Consider the following 21,811-nt stretch of genomic DNA (forward strand, 5'->3'; position numbering starts at 1 on the left):
GTGGAGCTCCTTATTCGAAGAGGTCGTCGTCGGTGACGCCGAAGCTGGTGAACGCCGTGTTCCGCTGCAACCGGTAGACCTCGCGGCCCGCGACGGCGTTCAGGATCCTGGCATTGCGCACCGCGCCGATGTCGAGGTTGGGCGCGGAGACGCCGATGGCGTGCGCCTCCGAGGCGGCGACGAAGAGCCGGTTCGCCAGCGCGGGCTCGGCGGCGACCGAGTGGTTGCGCTCGATCACCGGGCGGCCGCGGCCGTCCCGGTGCAGCCGGTCGGTGAGCGGCGCGAGGAATTCCGGCTGTCGTGGCTGGTACCCGGTCGCGGCGATGACCAGGTCGGTGCTGTGCGCCAGCGCGGCGCCGGTGTCCAGGTGCCTGCCGCGGACCCGCAGCCCGCCGTCGTCGAGCACGTCGAGCCCCTCGACCGCGACGCCCTGGCGCAGCTGCACCGGGTGCAGCTTCTCCAGCAGCTGCCTGCGGTAGAGCAGGTCGTGCAGCCGCTCCAGGGTCTCCGAGGAGATGCCCTTGTGGAACTGCCAGTGCCCGGCGCGCACCTGGTCCCTGGTCTCCTCGGGCAGGCCGTGGAAGTAGTCCATGTACGCGGGCGTGGTCATCTCCAGCGAGAGCTTGGTGAAGTCCAGCGGGGCGAACCACGGGGTCCTGGTCCACCAGCGCACCGCGGGGCCGCCGGACATGTTCGCCTCGAGCAGGTCGGCGACGATCTCCGCGCCGGACTGCCCCGACCCGATCACCGTCACCGCGCCCGCGGCGTGCGCGCGCTCCCGGTGGTCCAGGTAGTCGGCGCTGTGCACCAGCGCGGGCGAGCTGGTCGTGAGCGCCTGCGGCAGCGCCGGTTCGGTGCCGATGCCGACCACGACGTGCCCGGCCCTGATGGTCGAGGTGTTGCCCGCCGAGCGCACGGTGACCTCGAAGACGCCGTCCTCGTCGAGCCAGCGCACCTCCTCCACGGTGGTACGCCAGCGCAGCGACGGCAGCCGCCGCACCACCCACAGCAGGTACGCCTCGTACTCGCGCCGGGTCGGGAAGAAGTCCTCGCGCACCAGGAACGGGTAGAGCCGGTCCACGTCGGCGAGGTAGCCGAGGAAGGAGAGCGGGTGTGTCGGGTCGACCAGCGACACCAGGTCGGAGAGGAAGCTGACCTGCAGCTTGGCCTCGTCGAACATGAGCCCCGGGTGCCAGCGGAACTCGTCCGCCGAGTCGACGACGAGCACGCTCAGGTCGTCGACGGTGGAGGCCAGCGCGGCCAGCCCGAGGTTGAACGGCCCGCAGCCGACGGCGAGGATGTCGACATCACTCATGGATCGTCACCATATCGTCGCTGCGCTCCAGCGCCTCGGACTCGACCTCGAGCGCGACCCGGAGCAGCTCGTCGAAGAGCGCGTCGATGTCGGACTCCGCGGTCTCCGGGTTGAGCAGGGTGAGCTTCACGCAGGTGCGCGGCTCGCCCTCGCCGCCGACCCGCACCTGGGTGCGGCCGATGAGCGCGGTGCCGGAGCTGATCAGCCGCCTGCGCAGCTCGCCGTTGACCTGGTCCAGGTCCAGGTCCTCGCAGCGGTAGCGGAAGACGACGGTGGTGAGCGTGACCGAGGCGACCAGCTCCAGCTGCGGCTCGGCGGCGATCCGCCGCTCGGCGTACCGGGCCAGGTCGTGGCAGGTCTCCAGCATGGCCCCGAGCCCGCCGCGGCCGTAGGCGAGGAAGGTGGCGGCGACCTTGAGCACGTCCGGGCGCCGGGTGGTCTGCAGGGTCTGGCCGAGCAGCCCGCCGTAGCCCGCCTCGACGTCGTCGTCCGGGTTCAGGTAGGCCACCGAGCGGTTCAGCGAGGCGAAGCGCTGCTGGTCGGCGAGGAGCAGCACGCTCGCCGCGGCGGGCTGCCAGCCCACCTTGTGCAGGTCGAGGGTGATGGAGTCGGCGCGCTCGATGCCGGTGAGCAGCCCGGCGAGCCGGTCGGAGAAGAGCGAGCCGAAGCCGTAGGCGGCGTCGACGTGCATCCAGACCCCGTGCCGCGCGGTGATCTCGGCGATGGCGGGCAGCGGGTCGACGCTGCCGAAGTCGGTGGTGCCCGCGGTGGCGACCACCGCGACCGGGGTGTGGCTCGCGCCCAGCTCGGTGAGGAGCGCGTCCAGCGCCTCCGGGATCATCCGGTGCTCGGCGTCGACCGGGACCGGGATGGCCGCGGCCTCGCCGAGGCCGAGCGCGGCGCAGGCCCGGTGCACCGAGAAGTGCGCGACCCTGGAGCAGAGCACGATCGGGCGGTGCAGCCCGGCCACCCCGTCCTGCCTGGTGTTCACGCCGTGCCCGGCGGCGGTGTAGTCCCTGGCGATGAGCAGCGCGAGCAGGTTGGAGTAGGAGCCGCCGGGCCCGAAGACCCCGCCCGCGGTCTCGGTGAAGCCCGCCAGCCGGGCCAGCGCGTTGATGGTCCACTGCTCGATGGCGAGCGTGGCCGGGCCGGAGTCGTAGGTGTCCAGCGAGGCATTGGTGGCGCTGGCCAGCGCGTCCGCCACCACGGCGACGGTGAGCGGCGGCGGCTGCAGGTGCGCGGCGGTGAGCGGGTGTGTCAGGTCGAGGCCGTAGGCGGCGACCAGCTCGGCGAGCGTGCTGAGCGCGGTGGCCGGGCCGACCCCGCGCTCCGGGATCCGCTCGGGGCCGAGCGCATCGGCGACGGCGGCGAGCATGGCGAGCGGGTCGCCCGACGGCAGCGGGGTGCCGTGGTGCCGGTCCCGCACCGCGGCGGCGACCTGCGCCAGCCCGGTGCCGACCTCGGCCCAGCCCGCGCCGGGACCGGCGAACTGGGACGCTCTCCCCCACGGGGGCACGGATTCAGGTGACACGTCGGAGTCCTCGATTCACGGGTTCGGTTCGGTGAGCTCGCGCACCAGGGCGGCCACGGTGCCGTCCAGCGCGGTGGGCACCAGGGCGACCAGGGTGGTGAGCAGCCGGGCGGCGCGCCGCGCGAAGTCCGCGTCGACGGTGCCGAGCTGGTGGTCGACCTCGAGGTGCACCCCGTCGTCGGGGGCGAGCTCGAAGGCGAAGGTCAGCGGGTAGGGGGCGATGCCGGTGAAGACCGACTCGCAGGTGACCCTGGCGCCGTCCGGCACCGGGATGCCGCGCAGCGGCGCGGTGCGCACCGAGGCCATGATCTCGGCGACCGGGAAGCGGCCGCCCGCCCCGCGCAGCGCGGTGAGCACGGTGCCGTAGTCGACCCCGGCGAACTCCATGGCCCGGTAGACGACGGCGACCGCGGCGCGCAGCGTCTCCCGCACGCTCGCCGCCGGGTCGACGGCGAAGCGCATGGGCACGATATTGCCGCTGTAGCCGACGCGGTCCGGGCGGTCGCCGGGCTGCCGGTTGTCCGCGGGGACGAGCAGCACGTGGTCCTCGGCGCCGGTGAGCGCGTGCACGCCGAGCGCCGTGACCGCGATGAACAGGGCGTTCGCGGTGCCGCCGAGTTCGTGCGCGACCGCGTCCAACGCGGCGACGGCGGCCGGGTCGACCGGCTCGGTGAGCTTTGCGCCCGCGTCCTCGTCCAGGGGAGCCAGCCAGCTCTCCGCCGGGGTGACGGCCGGGAGTTCGCCGGAGAGCGGGAAGCGGATGCCCTCGGCGGCCCAGGTCTGCGTCGCGTGCTCGACCGCGCGCTCCACCTGCGGGGTCGGCCGCAGGACCGGCGGCACCGCGGCGGCGTCCGGCCAGGTGCCGGAGATCAGGGTGCCGAGCAACAGCGGCCACGAGGTGTCGTCGACGGCGAGGTGGTGCACCACGAAGAGGACGGTGACACCGTCCGCGGTCGCCTCCACCCTGACCCGCAGCGGCGGCTCCTCGGTGAGCCGGAAGGGGATGCGGACCAGCTCGTCCGCGGTCGCGGCCGGCGCGTTCCAGCTCCACATCGCGCCCGGCTCCAACCACTCCCCGGTGGTCGCGCCCGGCACCCGGCGCGGGATGCCGGAGCCGTCGACGGCGACCAGCGAGCCGAGCACCGCGGCCTCGCGCACCACCAGCTCGACCGCGTCGACCAGCCCGCCGACGGTGTAGGACCGGTCGAAGCGCAGGATCAGCCCGATGGTGTGCGAGAGCGACTCCGGGTCGAGTTCGTAGATCTTCCACATGCGGCGCTCGGCGATGCCGAACTCGCCGGTGTCCACCCGCGGCAGCGCCGGGGCGGCGAAGCGGTGCCCGCCCGCGAGCCCGGCGGCGGCGAGCCGCCTGCGCACCAGCTCCAGCCGGGTGTCGGTCAGTACGGTCATGCTTCTCCCTGCGTGAACCGGTGGACGGCGGCGGCGTTCGCGCGCAGCACGGTCCAGTCGCTGACGATGTCGATGAGCTCGCCGCGGGACCAGTGCGGCGCCTGGTCCTGGAAGTGCGGTGAGCGGGGGTCGCCGCTCACGCCGAGCGGCACGATCCAGCGCCCGGCGTCCCGGTCGGCGAGGTCCCAGACGTAGCGCGCGGCCGAGCCGGTGGCGCAGGCGTGCGAGAAGCCGACCGCGCTCGCGTTGGCGAACACGCACTCGGCGTCGCCGCCGAGCGGGTACCTGGCGGGCCGGACGGCGGCGGAGAGTTCCGGGTGCCGCGGGGTGGCCCCGGCGAGGTCCATGCCGTGGATGGGGGTGAGCACGTGCACCTCGCCCCAGGTCGGCACGGTCTCCAGCGCGGCGACCGCCTCCACTGCCGCGGTCAGCGCCGCGTCGATCGCGACCCCGAGCCGCGGGCCGTGCGCCAGTACCGAGTCCAGCGCGGCGGCGAGCCTGGTACCCGCCACGAACCACGGGTCGAAGACCCGCGGGAAGGCGTGCGGCTCGGCGAGCCCCGCCAGCGCGGGGTCGCGCACGACCCCGGCGACCAGCCGGGACCTGACCTCGGCGAAGAGGTAGGCGTCGGTGCTCTCGGCCGCCATCTCGCGGTCCCAGCTGAGCAGCCGGGAGCGGAGCTTCTCGGCCGCCGGGCTCAGCTCGGCGAGCGCACGGATCCGGTCCAGCAGCGCCGCGGCCTGGTCCAGCCGGACGTCGCCGTGGATGGCCGCGCAGTCGGCGACCCCGACGGCCGGGTTCGCGGCCAGCAGGGCGTCGATCCGGTCGGCGCGGAACGGCGGGACGCACTCGGTGGTGACCGGCTGCAGCGGGGGCACGCCGGGAATGCGCTGGTTGGCGATGACCGAGTGCTCCGGAACGGCGGCGTCGAAATCGGTGTCCCGCACCGATTCCGTGGCGTAGCCGCGCCACTGGTACCTGGCGTCCCAGCCGGGGACCGGCAGCCAGTAGTTCTCCGCGGCGCGCTCCGGCATGCGGCCGGTGACGTGGTGCGTCACCCGCCCGGCGGTGTCGCCGACGACGATCCGGTTGGCGGGCTCGGACCACTGCCGCACGGCCGCCTCGACCTCGCCGGTGCTGGTCGCGAAGAGCAGGTCGAGCACGGCGTCGAAGGTGGTGTCGGGGTCGCAGAGCATGGGGGTGCGCAGGCTCAGCGCGCAGGCCGCCTGCGGGCCGCCGATGATCACCGGGCCGTTGCCGGTGACCACGACCTCGACCGGAACCGGGTCGGCGCCGCGCACCAGGATCTGCTCGGTGTGCACGGCGGCCGCCGCGGCCCCGTCCGCGGTCTCGGCCAGCACGCCGTCCGCGGTCCTGGTGAGCTTCTCCAGGTAGAGGTCCTGGTAGTCGCCCATGGCATTGGTGATCCCCCACGCCACCGAACCCGCATGCGCGAAGTGCGGCAGCCCGGGCACGCCCGCGAAGGCGAAGCCGACCACGTCGAACTCCGGCGCCGCCAGGTGGAACTGCTGGTAGATGCCGGGCAGCTCCAGGAACCGGTGCGGGTCACCGGCGATCAGCGGCGCACCGCTCGCGGTGCGCGCGCCCGCGACGCCCCAGGCATTGCTGCCGGAGATCGGATCGCCGAAGGTCGTCGGATCAGGCTGTCCCGCAGCGGCTTCGGTGAAGTGCCCGAGCAGCTCGGCGAGGAACGCCGCGTCCGGTTGCGCCGGAACGGTCGGCTCGCCGGGGTCGACCCCCTCGCAGTCGAAGAGCGCCAGCGCGTCGGTTCCGAGCGCGCGGCAGGCGTGCAGCCGCCACAGCTTGGTCAGGAAGCGCCCGAAGAGGATGTGGTGCACCAGGAACACCGCGATCGGGGTCCACGGCTGCCACGGCGCGGGGCGGTGCTCGAACTCGGTGAGCTCGGGGGCCTCCGCGGTGTCCAGGGTGCTGTTCACGCCGTCCACGTAGGCGGTGACCAGCTCCCGGGTGCGCGGCGAGGATGCCTCGAAGATGCGCCGGGCGGCGGCGTCCATCCGGGAGCGGCGGGCGAACTCGTCCCAGCCGACGGTGCCCGCGCCGAAGACCTCGGCGGTGCGGCCCTCGGCGCGCAGCCGCAGGAACTCCAGCTGCCAGGCCCGGTCGACCCCGGCGGCGACGCCCTGCCCGTACAGCGCACCGGCGGCCGACTCCGCGCTGATGTGCGGGATGCCGCTGGCGTCGCGGATGATCTCGATCGTCACGGGACCGCGACCTCCCGCTCGGCGGGGCGGTGGGCGGCGACCGGGTTGGCCAGCGCGTGGTCGCCCGCGACCAGGGTGGCGTAGGAGTTGCCGAGGTCGACCATGCGCCGGTTGTTGCCGAGCTGCAGCTGGTTGAGGTGGATGGCGGGGAAGGCGGGCACGAAGAGGTCCCAGCGGCGGAACCGCTCGGCCAGCTCCGGGTGCTGCTCGGTGTACTCCACCAGGCTCGCCGCCACCAGCGCCCAGAACCGGTCGTCCGGCAGCAGGCCGTCGGCGTGCAGGATGAGCGCCAGGTGCCGCAGGAAGTCGTCGAAGACGTCGGAGAGGATGCCCATGGCGCGGATCTCGTCCGGCTCCTCGGTGATCGCCCGGCGGGCCGCCTCGGGCAGCCCGGCGGCATCGCCGAAGATCGAGACCTCCTCGCCGATGTCCTTGAGCACCGCGCGCACCGGAACCCCGTTGTCCAGCACCAGGATCAGGTTCTCGCCGTGCGGGGAGAACTTGAGCTCGTACCGGTACAGCAGGTGCACGATGGGGTGCAGGTAGCAGCGCAGGTAGCGGCTCAGCCACTCCTCGGCGGGCAGCCCGGACCGCTCGACGAAGGCGCGCACCAGCGGCGTTCCCTCGTGGTCGATGTGCAGCAGCGCCGCCATGGTCGTGAGCTGCTCGCCCGCGCGGGCCAGCGGGACCGGGCTCTGCCGCCACAGCGCGGAGAGCAGCTTGCGGTACTCCGAGCCCGGCCGGGTGAGCGCGGTGAGCTCGGTGTTCCGGTAGCCGATGGCGGCGACCTCGTAGAGCACCGCGAAGCCGAGCGCCTCCAGGTACGGGTCGCAGGCGATCAGCTCGCGCACCCAGTCGTTGATCAGTGGCGTGGTGCGCATGTAGTCCGCCGACATGCCGCGGGTGAAGCCCATGTTGACGATGGAGAGCGCCAGCTTGACGTAGTGCCGCTCCGGCGTCGAGATGTCGAAGAGCGAGCGGATGGACTGCTGCGGCTGATAGCGGTCGGCGCTCTCGCCGACCGGGACGATCCGCTGCTCGGCGAGGTCGACGGCGTAGATCCGCTGGATCTTCTCGGTCCACTGCCACGGGTGCACCGGCATGAAGTAGTAGTCGGCCGGGTCGAGGCCGCGGTCGGTGAGGACCGCGGTGAACCGCGCCAGCGTCTCCGCGCCGAGCTCGGCCTCGACCAGCCCGCGGTAGTCGACGCCGGACATCGCGGCGAAGTCGGTGTTCGCCCGCAGCACCGCGAGCCAGGGCAGCGCGAACCGCGCACCCCACTCCGGGGCGTAGCGCCGCACGTCGTCCGCGCTGAAGCCGAGCCTGCCCGCGTTGGCGAGCAGGCAGGGGTGCCCCTCGGTCATGGTGCGCTCGATGGTCTGGAAGTCCGCCGCCGCCAGCTCGGCCGCCGGGATCCGGCGCTCGTCCGGGCGGCCCGCGCCGATCAGCAGGGTGTTGCGGAACTCCTCCAGGTACTCCGGCAGCGCCTCGGGCGCGATGCCGAGCGCCGGGCCCAGGTCGATCACCAGGGCGATGGCGTCGATGGGCAGCTCGACGCCGTCGCGGGTGCGGCGCAGCGACCCGTGGTCGATGTTCCAGCTGTCCAGTGCGAGCACCTCGGCGCGGAAGGTGTACTCGGTGCCGCCGTCGCCGGAGCGCACCAGGTACTCCCCCGGCGCCGCGGCCTCCGGGCGGAGGAAACGCTCGTGGCAGAGCTCGGCCAACACCTTGACCGCCGTCCTGCGGTGGTAGGCGGGCCAGTACGAAGAGGGGGACACGTCGGCCTCTCAGGAATCGGTGCGCCGGAAGGCGGGGGCGAGGAAGCGGCCGTTGCCGGTGACCCGGACGAAATCGGCGCGCGTGCAGTAGCTCAGCCGCGCCACCTTCTCGCCCACCGGGTAGTCGCCCGCCACCGCGAACCCGACCGCGGCGTTCAGCCGCTGCACATCCAGGTTGCGGACGTCCGGCTCCACCACCACGCGCTCCGCGCCCAGCTCGAAGAACGCGGTGCGCATGATGTGCAGCATCACCGCGCCGGTGAAGCCGCTGAGCCTGCGGTCGGTGCTCGCCACCAGCAGGTGCATGCCGATGTCACCGGGCTCGGCGGCATAGCCGGTGCCCGGCTCGGCCAGCTCGCTGGTCGCGGGGTTGTAGAGCTCGAAGAGGAACTCCGGGTTGCCCTCGTAGGACCCGATGCGCAGCCCGTACTGCGGGGCGCCGCCGATCTCCGCGCTGTGCCGGATCAGCTCCTCGACCTCGGCGACGGTGCTGTTCAGCATCCCCCAGTACTCGGCCTTGGGGTCGGTGAGCCAGCCGTGCGCGATCTCCGCGTCCCGCTCGATCTCCATCGGCCGCGACTCGAACGGGTAGTGCGGCGTTGCGCCGACGATCTCGTCCTCGACCTCGGCGTCGGTCAGCCGCAGCACGGCGAGCACGGTCTCGGCGACCCGGCCCGCGCGCTCGCCCTCCAGCTCGGTGATGCGCGCGGCCAGCCCGGCCACCGAGCGGCGCACGAAGATGTCGGCGACGGTGAGGTCGGGGGTGTCCAGCCACTGCCTGGCCTGCGCCACGAAGGCGGTGGCGAGCACGGAATCGCCGCCGAGCGCGAGGAAGTCGTCGGTGACGCCGAGCGGGCGGGTCGGCAGGATCTCGCCGAGCACGGTGACCAGCGCGCGCTCCAGCGGGGTGCGCGGCTCGACGACGGCGCGGTCATCGGCGCCCGCCAGCTCGCGGATCTTCGCCCGGTCGTACTTGCCGTTGGCGGTGAGCGGCAGTGCCTCCACGACCGTGATCGAGCGCGGGATCATGTGCGGGGGCAGCACATCGGCGAGCGCGGTGCGCAGCGCCTCGCCCTCGGCGCTGCCGACGACCGCGGCGCGCAGCTCGCGCCCGTCCGACCAGGCCACCGCCGCGGTGACGGCGTCGAGGCCGAGCAGCCCGGCCTCGACCTCGCCGAGCTCGACCCGGTAGCCGCGCACCTTGACCATGTGGTCGGCGCGGCCGAGGAACTCCAGGAAGCCGCCGGGCAGGTAGCGGGCCAGGTCGCCGGTGCGGTACCAGCGCACGCCGTCGCGCAGCAGGAAGCGGTCGGCGCTGCGCTCCGGGTCGGCGCGGTAGCCGTCGGCGACACCCGCGCCGCCGATCCACAGCTCGCCGGGGACCAGGTCCGGTCGGTCCCGGCCGACCGAGTCCACCACCCGGCAGCGCACCCCGGCCAGCGGGGTGCCGTAGGGCACGAAGGCGGCGCCCGCGGGCACCTGCGGCGCCTCGCAGACGGTGGAGTGGATGGCGGTCTCGGTGGTGCCGCCGAGCCCGACCACCCGGCAGTCCGGGAGCTGCGCCGCGACCCGGTCGAGCAGCGCGACGTCCACCTTGTCGCCGCCGAGCAGCACCACCCGCAGTGAGGCGGGCAGCGGGGCCAGGTCGAGCAGCATGCCGAGGATCGACGGCACGCAGTTCAGCACGGTCACCGACTGCTCGGTGAGCAGCCGGGCCCAGGTGTCCACCCTGGTGTGCTCGTCGTCTCCGGGGACGACGACGGCGCCGCCGACGGCGAGCGGGGCGAAGATGTCGAAGACCGAGAGGTCGAACTCCAGCGAGGAGACCTGCAGCGTCCGGTCGTCCGCGCCGAGCTCGTACCGCCCGACCAGGTCGGTGAGGGTGGCGACCGCCGCCCGGTGCGGCACCTGCACGCCCTTCGGCAGCCCGGTCGACCCGGAGGTGAAGAGCACGTAGGCGAGGTCGTCCGGGGACACCGGCACCGGCTCGGCCGGCTCGGCCGCGCGGGCGGTGCCGATCTCCAGCGCCGCCGCGTCCGGCCAGGCGGCGGGGCGGTTCGTGAGCACCGCGGCAGGCGCGGCCACCGCGGCGATGCGCTCCCGGCGTGCGGCGGGCTGGGTCGGGGCGAGCGGGACGTAGGCCGCGCCCGCGGTGAGCACGCCGAGCGCGGCCGCGACCTGGTCGCCGCCCTTGGGCAGGTCGATGACGACGGTGTCGCCGGTGCGCACCCCGGCGGCGCGCAGCGCGCCCGCGATCCGGCGGGCCTCGTCGGCGAGCTCGGCGTGCGAGCGGGTGCGGTCGTCGGCGACGACCGCGGGGGCGGCGCCGCGCTGCTCGGCGAGGGCCAGCACCCTGCCGTGCAGGGTGCCGTCGAAGTCGGTGGTGGCGGGCAGCGGCCGCTCGGCCGCGAGCCGCTGCGCGCGCACCTCGGCGCCGAGCGGGTCGGGGGCGGTGACGTCCCACTCGCCCGCGATGAGCAGGTCGAGCAGCCGGACGTAGTAGCCGAACATGGCCTCGGCGGCACCGGGCTCCAGGTCGGAGGCGCGCACGTCCCAGTTCAGCAGCAGGGTGCCCGCGAGCTCGGTGATCTGCGCGTCGAGCAGCACCTGCGGGCCCTGCGAGACGATCCAGGACGGCTCGCCCAGCACCTCGGTGACGGCGGGCGAGAACAGCTCGCCGAGCCCGAGCGCGCTGGTGAAGACCACCGGCGAGACGACCGGCTCGCCGCGGTGCCTGCCCAGCTCGCGCAGCACGTCCAACCCGCCGACGCTGCCGTGCGCGGCCGCCTCGTGCAGCGCGGTGCGCATGGTGGCCGCCCGCTCGGCGAGCGTCTGCGGGGTGCTGAGGTCGACGTCGATCAGCAGCGAGGAGGTGAAGTCGCCGACCACCCGCTCCACGTCCGGGTGCACCGGATCGCGGTCGAAGAGCGGGACGGTGAGCAGGAAGCGCGAACTCGCCGACCAGGCGCCGACCGCCTCGGCGAAGACCGCGGCCACCGCCGCCGCCGGGGTGGTGCCGCGCCGGTGCGCGTGCTCCTCCAGCCGCTTGCGGTCGGCGGCGTCGATGGCGTGGTGCAGCCGCACGGTGGCGGGCTCGCCCGCGCCGCGCCGCGCCGCTTCGTTCAGCGGCAGCTCCGGCGGGCCGGGCAGGTGCGGGATCCGCTCCCGCCACCAGGTGAGGTCGGCCTCCTTCTGCGCGCGGCCGGTGCGCGCCGCGGACAGCGCGGGGAAGGCGACGCCGAGCGGCGGCAGCTCCTCGCCGCGGTAGAGCCGGGCCAGGTCGTCGACGAGCACCCGGTAGCTCATGGCGTCGGCGGCGATCATGTCCACGTCGAGGTGGGTCCGGGTGCGCCCGCCCGGGAGCAGGCTGAGCTCGGCGCGCAGCACCGCGCCCTCCTCGATCGGCAGCGCGCGGTGCGTGCCCGCGCTGCGCCGCTCGGCCAGCAGCCGCTCGACGTCGGGGGCTTCGCGCAGGTCGTGCACGGCGATCGCCTCCGGGTGCGCGGGGCCGACCACCTGGGTGCCGTCCGGCAGCACCCGCACCCGCAGCATGGGGTGCCGCTCCAGCAGCGCGGCCACCGCGGCCTCGAACCGCGGCGCGTCCGCGATCCGGCCGTCGAACTCGATGTACAGGTGCGCCGCGACCCCACCGAAGGCGTGGCTGTGCGAGCGCCCGATCCAGTACGCGTGCTGCATGGGGGCCAGCGGGAACGGCGCGGCCGGATCCACCTCGGGCAGCGCGGCCGCGGGCGCGGCGGGGGCCTCGCCGACCAGCAGCGTGGTCCAGGCGCGCAGCGTGGGATCGGCGGCGAGCCGCGCGAAATCAATGTCGTGCCCGCGCTTCCGCCACTTCCCGGAGAGCCGCATCATGCGCAGGGAGTCCAACCCCTGCTGGATCAGATCACCCTCGAAATCCAGCGACTCCGGCGCGATTCCCAAGACCGATCCGACTTCCGCCCGGACGTCGAGATCCGTCTCCGAACGCATGACCACCATCGACAACGCCTCTCGCAGACTTTTGATTAGGGTACCCTAATTTCACCTTCTGTCGAGTGTGATCTGTTGCGACGCAACAGAATTCACCTCGTCCGGGCGCGCGGATACCCCGCGCCGCTACCGGCCCGTTCGACAGTTTCTTCGGTTGTGCGCCTCAGCCGACGCCTGCGGATATCCGCCAGCCCGCGGCATCGTTCTGCTGTCGCCAGAATTCGGCGAATCGTCCTCCGGCGGAACGCAACTCGGGCACGGTGCCGTCCTCGACCACCCGGCCGCCCTCGACGAACAGCACCCGGTCGGCGCCCGCGATCGTGCTGAGCCGGTGCGTCACCACGATCCGGGTCCGGCGCTGCGGGTCGTCGGCGAGCGCGGCGACGACCGCCGCCTCGTTCTCGGCGTCCAGCGCGCTCGTCCCCTCGTCCACCACCAGCACCGCCGACGGCTTGAGCAGCGCCCGCGCGATCGAAACCCGCTGCCGCTCACCGCCGGAGAGCGCCGTTCCGGCCTCGCCGACCACGGTGTCCAGGCCGTCGGGCAGCCGGTCGGCGAACTCGTCGACCCGGGCCAGCCGCAGCGCGGCCGCCAGCCGCTCCTCGTCGGCGCCGGGGTCGCCCGCGAGCACGTTCTCCCTGATGGTCCCGGCGAAGAGGTACGGCTGCTGGAAGACCACGGAGGCCGCCGCGGGGCGTACCGCGGGGTCGAGCGTGCCCAGGTCGACACCGCCGACCAGCACGCTGCCCTGCCCCGGCGCCTCCAGCCCCGCGACCAGCGCGAGGATCGTGCTCTTGCCCGCGCCGGAGGGACCGACGATCGCGGTGACCTGCCCGGCGCCGAACTCGATGTCCACCCCGCTGAGTACCCGGTCGTCGCCGTAGCCGAAGTGCACGTCGCGCAGCTCGACACCGGCGCCCGCCGGGACGTCGGGCAGCTCGGCGGCGCCGGACGCCTTCTCCGGCGCGTCGATCACGGTCTCGATGTCGCGCAGCGTGTTCCGCGCGCTCTCCAGCCCGCCGGAGAGGTCGCCGATGGCGGCGAACGGCTCCAGGAACCGCACCACCACGACGATCAGCGCGATGGCCTCGGGCAGGCCGATGCTGCCGCGCACGGCGAGCCAGGCGGTGGTGCCCGCCAGGGCGAGCAGCGCGAGCTGGCTCGCCAGCCCGAAGAGCACCTGTCCGGGGATGCTGAGCAGCAGCAGCCGGACGGTCGCGCCGTGCTGGGCGTCGAGCGCCGCCCCGGTCTCGCTGCGCGCCGGGGCCACCCGCCGGGCCGCGCGCAGCGCCGCCTGGGTGCGGGCGAACTCCAGGATGCGCGCGGTGAGCACGCTGTTGGAGTCGGTGGCGACCCGGTCGGCTTTCCTGGTGAGCTGCAGCGTCGCCCAGAGCGCGCCGAGCAGCAGCACCGCGGTGAGCAGCGCGACCACGCCGAGCTGCCAGGCGATCGGCAGCAGCGCGAGCCCGATGGCGATCGGCAGCAGCAGCCCCTGGATGACCGGGGTCATCAGGTAGCCGACCATGCCGACCAGCTCCGGCCCGGTGGCGGCGATGGCCCGCCGGGTGATGGCCGAGTTCTCCTCGCCGAACCAGCGCAGCGGGATCCGCGCGACCTGCGCGGAGACCGAGCGCTGCGCCGAGTCCAGAATGCCGAAGCCGAGGTCGAAGCCGACCCTGGAGGCGATCGAGTCGACGATCCAGCCCGCGGCGACCGCGCCGGTGAGCGCGCCCACCCAGGGCCACGCCTCCGCCGGGTCGGCGCCGAAGAGCGCGGTGACCAGCGGCACGAGCAGCACCACGGCGACCGCGCGGAGCAGCGTGGAGCCGACGGTGAGCGCCAGGTAGCCGGCGAAGAGCCGGTGCCGCGCGGCCGGGATCAGGGCCAGGATGGTGCGGATCATCGCGCGAACTCCTTGGTCTCGGCGGCGTTCCACAGCCGGGCGTAGCGCCCGTCGGCGGCGAGCAGCTCGGGGTGGGTGCCCGTTTCGGCGATCGCGCCGCCGTCGAGCACCACGATGCGGTCGGCCTCGGTGACGGTGCGCAGCCGGTGCGCGATCACCAGCACGGTGCGGCCTGCGGCGAGCCGGTCCAGCGCCTGCTGCACCAGGTACTCCGACTCCGGGTCGGCGAAGGCGGTGGCCTCGTCCAGGATCAGCACCGGCGTGTCGGCGAGCAGCGCCCGCGCGATGGTGAGCCGCTGGCGTTCGCCGCCGGAGAGCGCGGTGTCCGCGCCGAGCACGGTGTCGTACCCCTGCGGCAGCCGCAGGATCCGGTCGTGCAGCTGGGCGTCGCGGGCGGCCTGCTCGACCGCGGCGGCGTCGGCGTCCGGCACCGCGAGCGCGATGTTCTCCCGGACCGTGCCGTGCACCAACTGCGCGTCCTGGAAGACGAAGCCGACGCGGGTGTACAGCTCGTCCGGGGTGAGCGTGGCGATATCGCGGCCGCCGACCCGGATCGCGCCGGACTCCAGGTCGTGGAACCGGGCCAGCAGCGCGGCCAGCGTGGACTTGCCCGCCCCGGACGGCCCGACCAGCGCGGTGACCGTGCCCGGTTCGAGGGTGAGCGCGATGTCCCGCACCACCGGCACGCCGGGGCGGTACCCGAAGGTGACGTCGTCGAAGACCACCCGGCCCGCGGGCTCGTCGGCGCGCTCGGCGCCGCCGGTCCGCACCTCGAGCGCGGGCTCGTCCAGCGTGATCTGGATGTCGCGCGCGGCCAGCCTGCCCTCGCGCAGCCCGGAGAGGCCGTAGCCGATGCTCAGCAGCCGGGCGCCGAAGGTGGTGCCGAGGAAGAGGAACGGGAGCAGGTCGACCGGGTCCAGCCGGTCGGAGGTGATCAGCGCGGTGCCCGCGAGCGCGATCAGCCAGAGGAAGGTGACCGGGCGGGTGATCAGGTCCATCAGCGACTTCTTGCCGACGAACGGGCGCTGCCAGCCGTCCAGGAAGCCGATGTAGCCGTCCAGGCTGCGCCGGAACGGGGAGGCCGCGGCGCCGCCGAAGACCCGGATCACCGGCTGGCCGTCCAGGTACGAGGTGGCCTCGGCGTTCATCCGCTCGGCCCAGCGCTGCGACTGCACGGTCTTCGGCCCGGACTGGGCCATCATGGTGAGCATGGTGAACACGGCGCCGAGCACCGGGATCAGCAGGATCAGCCCGAGCCGCCAGTCCACCCAGATGAGGTAGCCGAGCACTGCCAGCGGCGCGACCACCGCGGCGACGGCGTCGGTGACGGCGTGCGTCACCAGGTAGTGCAGCGACAGCGTGTTGCCGGTGATCAGCTTGCTGACCTGCCCCGAGCTGCGCGCAGTGAACCAGCCGAGCGGCAGCTTCGCCAGCGTGCCGAGCAGCCGGGCGCGCAGGTCGCGGCCGAACCCGGCGTCCACCGCGTGCAGCCAGAGCTGCAGCGCGGATTCCAGCAGTGTGCCGATGCCGAAGAGCGCGAGCGCCCAGAGCCCGAGCGACCACAGCGTCCCGCTGTCGCTGCCGGACAGCAGGTTCCTGGCCAGCTCGACGAGCAGCACGTAGGGCGCGAGCTGGAGCAGGGTGAGCACCACCTGCAGCACCCCGGCGACCCACAGCTTGGCGCGGATCTCGTCGAAGAGCCGGGTGCCCGCCTGCGAACGCCAGCGTCCCGGGGTGGCGGGTGCCGCGGCCGCGGCGGCAGGTCCGGCGGCAGCGGCATCCGGCCGCAGGACCTCGACGTTCGGGCCCCTCGCCGCAGCGCCGTTCGGCACCGCAGCGCCGTTCGGCACCGCGGCGGCACCCTCGTTCGGGACCGCTGCCGCAGCGCCGTTCGTGGCCGCTGCGGCACCGCCGTTGGTCGCCGTTGCGGCGGCATCGGTCACCGCGCCGGGGCCGTTCGTGACCGCCGCGGCAGCGGACGTCGGCTCGGCGATGCCGGTCGGCACGGCGCCCGGCTCGGCGCCGGCCGCCGGGTGCGCGGTACCGGCGCGCGAGCCCGCGCCGCCGGCGCGACCGGCGCCGCTGCCCGCGGCGCCCGCCAGCTCCGCCTCGCGCTCGGCGGCATCGCGCGACTTCCCCATGGCGCGACCGTGCACCCAGTAGGCCTGGGCGTAGATGTCGGTCTTGGGGAAGCCGAACTCCTTGAGCCTGGCCTTGACGTGCTTGAGCGAGGCCGACTCCGGCCCGGCCCAGGCGTACCAGTTCGCCCAGTCGCGGGTCTCCAGCGCCTCGGCGAGCGCCGACTCCGAGCTGCGCGGCACCCAGTGCACCCGGGCCAGCGGGTGCGGGGTGAGCGGGATCAGCAGGTCGTCGTCGTGGTGCAGCTCCAGGTACACCTCCACGGCGACCTGCGGCGGCACCGCGGCGAGGATGGTGTTGATGGCCGGGATCGAGGCCGAGTCGCCGATCAGCAGGTACCCGGCGGGCAGGTCGTCGCCGACCGTGAAGTTCTTGGAGCCGAACGAGGTGACCTCGATGGTCTCGCCGCCGGTCACCCTGCTCGCCCAGGCGGAGGCGGGGCCGGCGGGCTCGTGCAGCACGAAATCGACCGCGAAGCGCCCGGTCTCGGGCTCCGCCTCGGCGATCGTGTAGCCGCGCTGGAATTCGCTCTCCGAGCCCTCCGGGTCCGGGAACCAGAACCGCAGCCATGCGGTCGGCTCCACGCTGATCTCGGCGAAGAGCGTCGGCGCGGTCAGCCAGACGCGGAGCAGCCGCGGGGTGGTCTGCTCGGTGCCGAGCACCGTGGCGGTGTGGTACACCACGCCGAAGCCGCGGAGCACCGCACCCTGGAAACCTCTGCGAGCCATGCCGTTTCCTTTACTGGTCGTTCTGCACGTCGGTGCGGGTCAGCCGCACGGTTCCGGCGGCGAAGATCGCGACGCAGATCGCGGCGAAGTACAGCAGCGAGCCGTTCTCCCCACCGAAGGCGCTGTCGAAGGTGGCCATCTGCCCGACCCCGAGCTCCCCGTTCTTGAACGGCGAGAGCTGCTGCAGCGTCATCCCGAGGTCACCGGGGACGAAGGTGACGAAGGTTTCCACCCCGAACTTCCAGAGCAGCACGATGATCACCACCAGCCCCGGCTTGGGCAGCAGCGCGGCGAGCCCGAGCCCGAGCGCGCAGACCAGCACGGTGAACAGGGGGATGCCGACCCAGAGCCGGATGCCGTCGGCGGAGAGGATGTCCACCCGCCCCCAGATCTCCGGGAAGAGCAGCGGGAACCCGCCGAGCATGAGCAGCGTCGTGAGCGCCGCGGTGACGGCCCCGATCAGGCCGTACACCACCAGCTTCGCCACCGGGAGCAGCCAGCGCCGCGGCTGGATCCGGAAGACGATCTGCGCGGTGTCGTCCTTGAACTCACCGGCCAGCGCGGAGACCGCGCCGACCATGAGGATGAAGGTGGAGAAGACCAGGATCCAGTAGGCGGCATTGTCGGTGTCCATGCCGCCGCCGCCGTTGAGCTGGTTGGATTCCACGGCCTTGGCGATGCCGAAATTGAGCGCGGTGGGGATCAGCACCGCCAGCGGCAGCACCGTGTACCAGAGCGGGCTGCGCGCGGAGAGCTTGGCGAACTCGCTGCGCACCGCGTTGATCAGCAGGGTCACCGCGCTGCTCCGCTCGCCGCGTACTCCACGCTGCCCCTGGTGATCTCCAGGTAGGCGGCCTCCAGCGGACGCTCGCCGGAGCCGCGGGCGACGGTCTCGTCGCGGCTCGCGTCCCAGAGCACCTGCCCCGCGCCCATGACCACGATCCTGGTGCCGGTGATCGCCACCTCGGTGAGGTCGTGCGAGGCCACCAGCAGGCAGGTGCCGTCCGCCGCGAGCCCGGTGAGCAGCTCGCGCAGCCACAGCGTTCCCTCGACGTCGAGCCCGTTGGCCGGCTCGTCCAGCACGATGGTGCCCGGCTCGCCGAGCAGCGCGGCGGCGATTCCGAGCCGCTGCAGCATGCCGTAGGAGAACCGGCCCACCTGACGTTTCGCGGCCGGGCCGAGCCCGACCCGGTCGAGCAGCGCGCCGACGTCGGCGCGCGGGATACCGCCGAGCGCGGCCTGCCAGCGCAGGTGCTGCTCGGCGGTGTGCCGCGGGTTGCGCGCGAAGGCGCCGAGGGCGAAGCCGATGGTGCCGAGCGTGCTCGCCAGCTCGGGTAACCCCTTGCCGTCGATGCGGATCCGTCCGGAATCCGGGCGGACCAGGCCCGCGATCATCCGCATGACCGTGGTCTTCCCGGCGCCGTTCGGCCCGAGCAGGTAGGTGATCGCCCCGTCCTCGGCGGTGAAGCTCACCTCCCCGACGGCAACCCGGTCACCGAAGCTCCTGGTGACACCCTCGACGCTGATCATGCTGCGGCCCCGCGTTCGTCAGCTGCTCAGTAGCCGAAGCTCGGGTTGCCCGCGCACTGCAGCTGCTGGCAGATCCGCTTCCAGTCGAACTTCCAGAGCCCGGCGTCCCGGATGAAGTGGTAGGTGGTGGTCTGCGCCGGGATACCCGCCATCAGGCCGTGCACGGTGACCGAGAGGGTCTTGCCGTCGTTCTGCACCGGCCCGATCGCGCGGCCCTGCAGCGAGAAGAAGTCCATGGTCCGGCTGTACTGCATGACCTTCTCCAGCTCGGCGCGCGCACCGGGGCCGTTGTAGCTCACCTCGACCTTGGGGTCGATGCCGATGTTCGGGTTCCAGAAAGCCGCGAACTGGCGCTCCAGCTGGTCCAGGCTCGGCTGCTCGGCGCGGACGTACAGGTCGCCCGCCTTGGCGTCGCGGATCGAAACGTCCGCGGTGGCAGGCCCGGCCGCCAGCACGAGACTCGCCACGAGGGCGGTGAAGAGAACGATACCGGCCCTGATCGTCTTGACCATGACACACCTTCCGACGGACCCACAGGAGAACGCGGCGCCACAATCGGCGGCCGAGCGTTGCCAACGATAACCGCGGAAAGTTTGGTAAGTCAAACCTAAGTTAATGCGCGGTTCGGGGTCGGTGAGCGGCCCGGTCAGCCGGTCAGCAGGGTGCCCGCCCAGCGGTCGGCGTCGAAGAGGACGGCGTCGGGGAGGCCGGTGGCGCGGGCGAGGCCACCGGGGTGCAGCCGGTCGTAGGCGCGGTTGGCGGCGGTCGCGACGGCGGGCGGCAGCAGCAGCCATTCGGCGGTGAGGCGGGCCGGGTTCCAGCGCGGCGGCGTGTGCGCGGCGTCCTCGGCGACATCGAGCAGCCGGTGCCTGCGCAGCCCCTGCCAGAGCTCGCCCCACCGGTCGAAACCGGTGGCGGCGGGGGTGCTCGCGGGGAGCAGCGGGCGCGGCAGCTGCGCGGCTCGGACCAGGGCGAGCACGGGCAGGCCGAAGACGCGGGCGAACTGCAGCCTGCGGGCGCCGTCGGCGCGCAGCTCGTACACCGGTCCGGCCGGGCCCTCGACCCGGACCAGCCGGATCGGCTGAGTGCGGCCGCCGAGCAGGAAATCGTCCATCCAGGAGCGCAGCTCGGGCTCGCCGCCCACGGCGCGCAGGGTGCGGCAGAACCCGGCCAGCGACCAGCGGTCGTCGTCGCCCACCTCGCGGGCGCGGGCGGGGAGCGCGAGGACGGTGCGCGGGTCGATCCAGTCCAGGCTCTGCGCCCCCGCCTGCGGGCCGTCGGCGGGCAGGTAGGGCACCGGCGGGGTGCCGTCGAAGACCGCGATCCGCTCGACCAGCGGTGCCGCCGCGTCGACCGCGGCGATCCGCGCGTGCAGCCAGTCCCGCAGCTCGGGCTCGGCGGCCGGGATCCGGTCGCGCAGCTGAACCAGCCCGGCGCGCAGGATGTCCCGCTGCGGGCGGTCGGCGGCGGCCCGCAGCAGCCGGGGCCAGCCCGGGTCCTGGTCCAGGTGCCCGGCGCGCACGTGGTCGAGGTGCGCGGCGGCGGGGGCGAGCGAGACGACCGGCCCGGTGGTGGCGGTGGCGCCGTAGCGGCGGAGCAGGGCGGCCATGTCCTCGACGGTGGGCGCCCAGCCGCGCACCACCCGCTCCCCCACCCTCGCCTCGAAGACCCCGCGGACGTCACGCCACAGCATCGGCGGGCTCCGCGAGCCGGATCCGAGCGCCCGGGTGCAGATTGGTCCTGGTGATGTCGCCGCCGTAATGCGCGAGGACCCGATGGTCCATGATCCGCCGCCACAGCGGCGGCACCGCCGCGAACACGATCATCGACGCATACCCCGCAGGCAACTGCGGCGCCACCTCCGAGGTCCGCAACGTCTGATACCGCCGCCCCGGATTCGCATGATGATCACTGTGCCGCTGCAAATGGAACAGGAAAATATTCGTCACCAAACGATCACTGTTCCACGAATCCCGCGGCGAACACCGAGCCCACCGACCATCGGCCTTCCGCTCCCGCAACAACCCGTAGTGCTCCACATAGTTCACCGTCTCCAACAACGCGGCACCGATCACCGCCTGCAGAAACAGCCACGGCAACACCGCCCACCCGAACACCGCGGTCAACCCACCGAACAACACCAGCGTCATCGCCCACGCCTGCAGGATGTGGTTGCGCGGGGACCACCAACCCAACCCCTTACGCGCCAGCCGTCGGCGTTCGATCTCGATCGCCGACCGGAACCCACCCGCGACGCTGCGCGGCAGGAAGGAATACAGCGATTCCCCCAGTCGGGCGCTGGCCGGGTCCTCCGGGGTGGCGACCCGTGCGTGGTGGCCGCGGTTGTGCTCGACGAAGAAATGCCCGTACCCCGACTGGGCCAACGCGACCTTCGCCAACCACCGCTCCAGATGCTCGACCCGATGCCCCAACTCGTGGGCGGCGTTGATCCCGATCCCCGACACCAACCCCAACGTGGTGGCGAGCCCGACCTTGTCGACCACGCTCAGCTCCGTGCCCGCCCACATCGCACACGCGATCAACAATCCGATCAGCTGGATCGGCAGGAACAGATACGTGCACCACCGGTAGAACCGGTCCGCGGAGAGCCGCTCGTAATCCTCATCGCGAGGGTTGGACCCGTCCTCCCCCACCACCCAATCCAACAGCGGGATCGCCACCAACACGATGAACGGCCCGATCCACCAGAACACCGGCGACCCCGTCTGCAACACCAACTGCGACGGCAACAACGCCGAGGCCGGCGCGATCAACCCCAGAACCCAGAGGTGTCGTTTCGGGTCAACAGCCCGGTCGGGCACGGCGTCACCTCGATATTTCCGGAGCGACGACACCGTCCACTCGAACCACAGCATGGGACGGCCGGCCCGAACGACGTGCCCACGTCCTTGTGCGCATCCGGACCGACCGCGACGACCCTAAGGTTTCCGCCCCCTGCCCGGATCGGGTTCGGGAAAACGGGAGCACCCCACCGCGGCGGTCACGCCAGCGTGCGGGCCGATTCCCGATGTTACAGAATCCCATTGATCTGGCGAGACATGTCAATGATCGCCCGGATGGGTCGCCTTCGGAGCCCCGCCACCACGCCATTGACCCATTCGGACGCCGAACCCCGCAAACCGAAACGCGCGAGTTTTGGGACCTTTCACCGAGCCGCGAGCGGGCGGTACCCACCGGTCACCACCGATGGCCCCGCGTATCCATAGCAGCCCCGGCCGCGGCATGA

General features: G+C 73.2%; 13 protein-coding genes and 1 pseudogene. All 14 read right to left on the bottom strand.

Annotated elements, in window-relative coordinates; translation table 11 throughout:
* Nucleotides 1-10: 10 nt before the first annotated feature.
* Nucleotides 11-1,315, bottom strand: coding sequence for a lysine N(6)-hydroxylase/L-ornithine N(5)-oxygenase family protein (locus tag ACFUUZ_RS01370; protein ID WP_378691134.1), 1,305 nt, complete (start codon nt 1,313-1,315; stop codon nt 11-13).
* Nucleotides 1,308-2,846 (bottom strand): pyridoxal phosphate-dependent decarboxylase family protein, encoded by a 1,539-nt coding sequence (locus ACFUUZ_RS01375; protein ID WP_378691137.1) that lies wholly within the window; start codon nt 2,844-2,846, stop codon nt 1,308-1,310. Before ACFUUZ_RS01375 ends, ACFUUZ_RS01370 begins: the two co-directional genes overlap by 8 nt.
* Nucleotides 2,847-2,861: 15 nt before the next feature.
* On the bottom strand, nt 2,862-4,256 hold the full coding sequence (locus ACFUUZ_RS01380; protein ID WP_378691139.1) for a peptide synthetase: 1,395 nt from the start codon (nt 4,254-4,256) through the stop codon (nt 2,862-2,864).
* Complete coding sequence (locus ACFUUZ_RS01385) at nt 4,253-6,499, bottom strand: penicillin acylase family protein (protein ID WP_378691142.1); 2,247 nt, start codon at nt 6,497-6,499, stop codon at nt 4,253-4,255. Before ACFUUZ_RS01385 ends, ACFUUZ_RS01380 begins: the two co-directional genes overlap by 4 nt.
* Complete coding sequence (locus ACFUUZ_RS01390) at nt 6,496-8,277, bottom strand: IucA/IucC family protein (RefSeq protein WP_378691145.1); 1,782 nt, start codon at nt 8,275-8,277, stop codon at nt 6,496-6,498. The genes ACFUUZ_RS01385 and ACFUUZ_RS01390 overlap by 4 nt, the downstream gene beginning before the upstream one ends.
* Before the next feature lie 9 nt (nt 8,278-8,286).
* Nucleotides 8,287-8,847, bottom strand: a complete 561-nt coding sequence (locus ACFUUZ_RS01395) for a GNAT family N-acetyltransferase (RefSeq protein WP_378691502.1) — start codon at nt 8,845-8,847, stop codon at nt 8,287-8,289.
* A 33-nt stretch (nt 8,848-8,880) separates the two neighbouring features.
* A pseudogene (locus ACFUUZ_RS01400) lies at nt 8,881-12,264 on the bottom strand (amino acid adenylation domain-containing protein); the annotation flags it as partial.
* Between the two features lie 163 nt (nt 12,265-12,427).
* Nucleotides 12,428-14,167 (bottom strand): ABC transporter ATP-binding protein, encoded by a 1,740-nt coding sequence (locus ACFUUZ_RS01405; protein ID WP_378691147.1) that lies wholly within the window; start codon nt 14,165-14,167, stop codon nt 12,428-12,430.
* Nucleotides 14,164-17,034, bottom strand: a complete 2,871-nt coding sequence (locus ACFUUZ_RS01410) for an ABC transporter ATP-binding protein/permease (RefSeq protein WP_378691150.1) — start codon at nt 17,032-17,034, stop codon at nt 14,164-14,166. Before ACFUUZ_RS01410 ends, ACFUUZ_RS01405 begins: the two co-directional genes overlap by 4 nt.
* A 10-nt stretch (nt 17,035-17,044) precedes the next feature.
* Nucleotides 17,045-17,830 carry an ABC transporter permease gene (locus ACFUUZ_RS01415; protein WP_378691152.1) on the bottom strand — a complete coding sequence of 262 codons (786 nt, stop codon included), beginning with the start codon at nt 17,828-17,830 and terminating at the stop codon, nt 17,045-17,047.
* Nucleotides 17,827-18,564 (bottom strand): ABC transporter ATP-binding protein, encoded by a 738-nt coding sequence (locus ACFUUZ_RS01420; RefSeq protein ID WP_378691155.1) that lies wholly within the window; start codon nt 18,562-18,564, stop codon nt 17,827-17,829. Before ACFUUZ_RS01420 ends, ACFUUZ_RS01415 begins: the two co-directional genes overlap by 4 nt.
* A gap of 26 nt (nt 18,565-18,590) precedes the next feature.
* A complete protein-coding gene (locus ACFUUZ_RS01425; protein ID WP_378691158.1) occupies nt 18,591-19,076 on the bottom strand; it encodes a hypothetical protein in 486 nt (161 codons plus the stop codon).
* 134 nt (nt 19,077-19,210) lie between these two features.
* Nucleotides 19,211-20,257, bottom strand: a complete 1,047-nt coding sequence (locus ACFUUZ_RS01430) for a hypothetical protein (protein ID WP_378691161.1) — start codon at nt 20,255-20,257, stop codon at nt 19,211-19,213.
* Complete coding sequence (locus ACFUUZ_RS01435) at nt 20,244-21,440, bottom strand: alkane 1-monooxygenase (RefSeq protein ID WP_378691164.1); 1,197 nt, start codon at nt 21,438-21,440, stop codon at nt 20,244-20,246. The genes ACFUUZ_RS01430 and ACFUUZ_RS01435 overlap by 14 nt, the downstream gene beginning before the upstream one ends.
* Nucleotides 21,441-21,811: the final 371 nt, after the last annotated feature.

It is taken from the genome of Nocardia sp. NPDC057353, from assembly GCF_042667085.1.
Taxonomy (GTDB): domain Bacteria; phylum Actinomycetota; class Actinomycetes; order Mycobacteriales; family Mycobacteriaceae; genus Nocardia.

Excerpts from the sequence above, each read along its gene's own strand:
- ACFUUZ_RS01370 (WP_378691134.1), bottom strand. The coding sequence starts at position 1,315 with ATGAGTGATGTCGACATCCTCGCCGTCGGCTGCGGGCCGTTCAACCTC.
- ACFUUZ_RS01380 (WP_378691139.1), bottom strand. The coding sequence starts at position 4,256 with ATGACCGTACTGACCGACACCCGGCTGGAGCTGGTGCGCAGGCGGCTC.
- ACFUUZ_RS01395 (WP_378691502.1), bottom strand. The coding sequence starts at position 8,847 with ATGGAGATCGAGCGGGACGCGGAGATCGCGCACGGCTGGCTCACCGAC.
- ACFUUZ_RS01405 (WP_378691147.1), bottom strand. The coding sequence starts at position 14,167 with ATGATCCGCACCATCCTGGCCCTGATCCCGGCCGCGCGGCACCGGCTC.
- ACFUUZ_RS01410 (WP_378691150.1), bottom strand. The coding sequence starts at position 17,034 with ATGGCTCGCAGAGGTTTCCAGGGTGCGGTGCTCCGCGGCTTCGGCGTG.
- ACFUUZ_RS01420 (WP_378691155.1), bottom strand. The coding sequence starts at position 18,564 with ATGATCAGCGTCGAGGGTGTCACCAGGAGCTTCGGTGACCGGGTTGCC.
- ACFUUZ_RS01425 (WP_378691158.1), bottom strand. The coding sequence starts at position 19,076 with ATGGTCAAGACGATCAGGGCCGGTATCGTTCTCTTCACCGCCCTCGTG.
- ACFUUZ_RS01430 (WP_378691161.1), bottom strand. The coding sequence starts at position 20,257 with ATGCTGTGGCGTGACGTCCGCGGGGTCTTCGAGGCGAGGGTGGGGGAG.
- ACFUUZ_RS01435 (WP_378691164.1), bottom strand. The coding sequence starts at position 21,440 with ATGCTGTGGTTCGAGTGGACGGTGTCGTCGCTCCGGAAATATCGAGGT.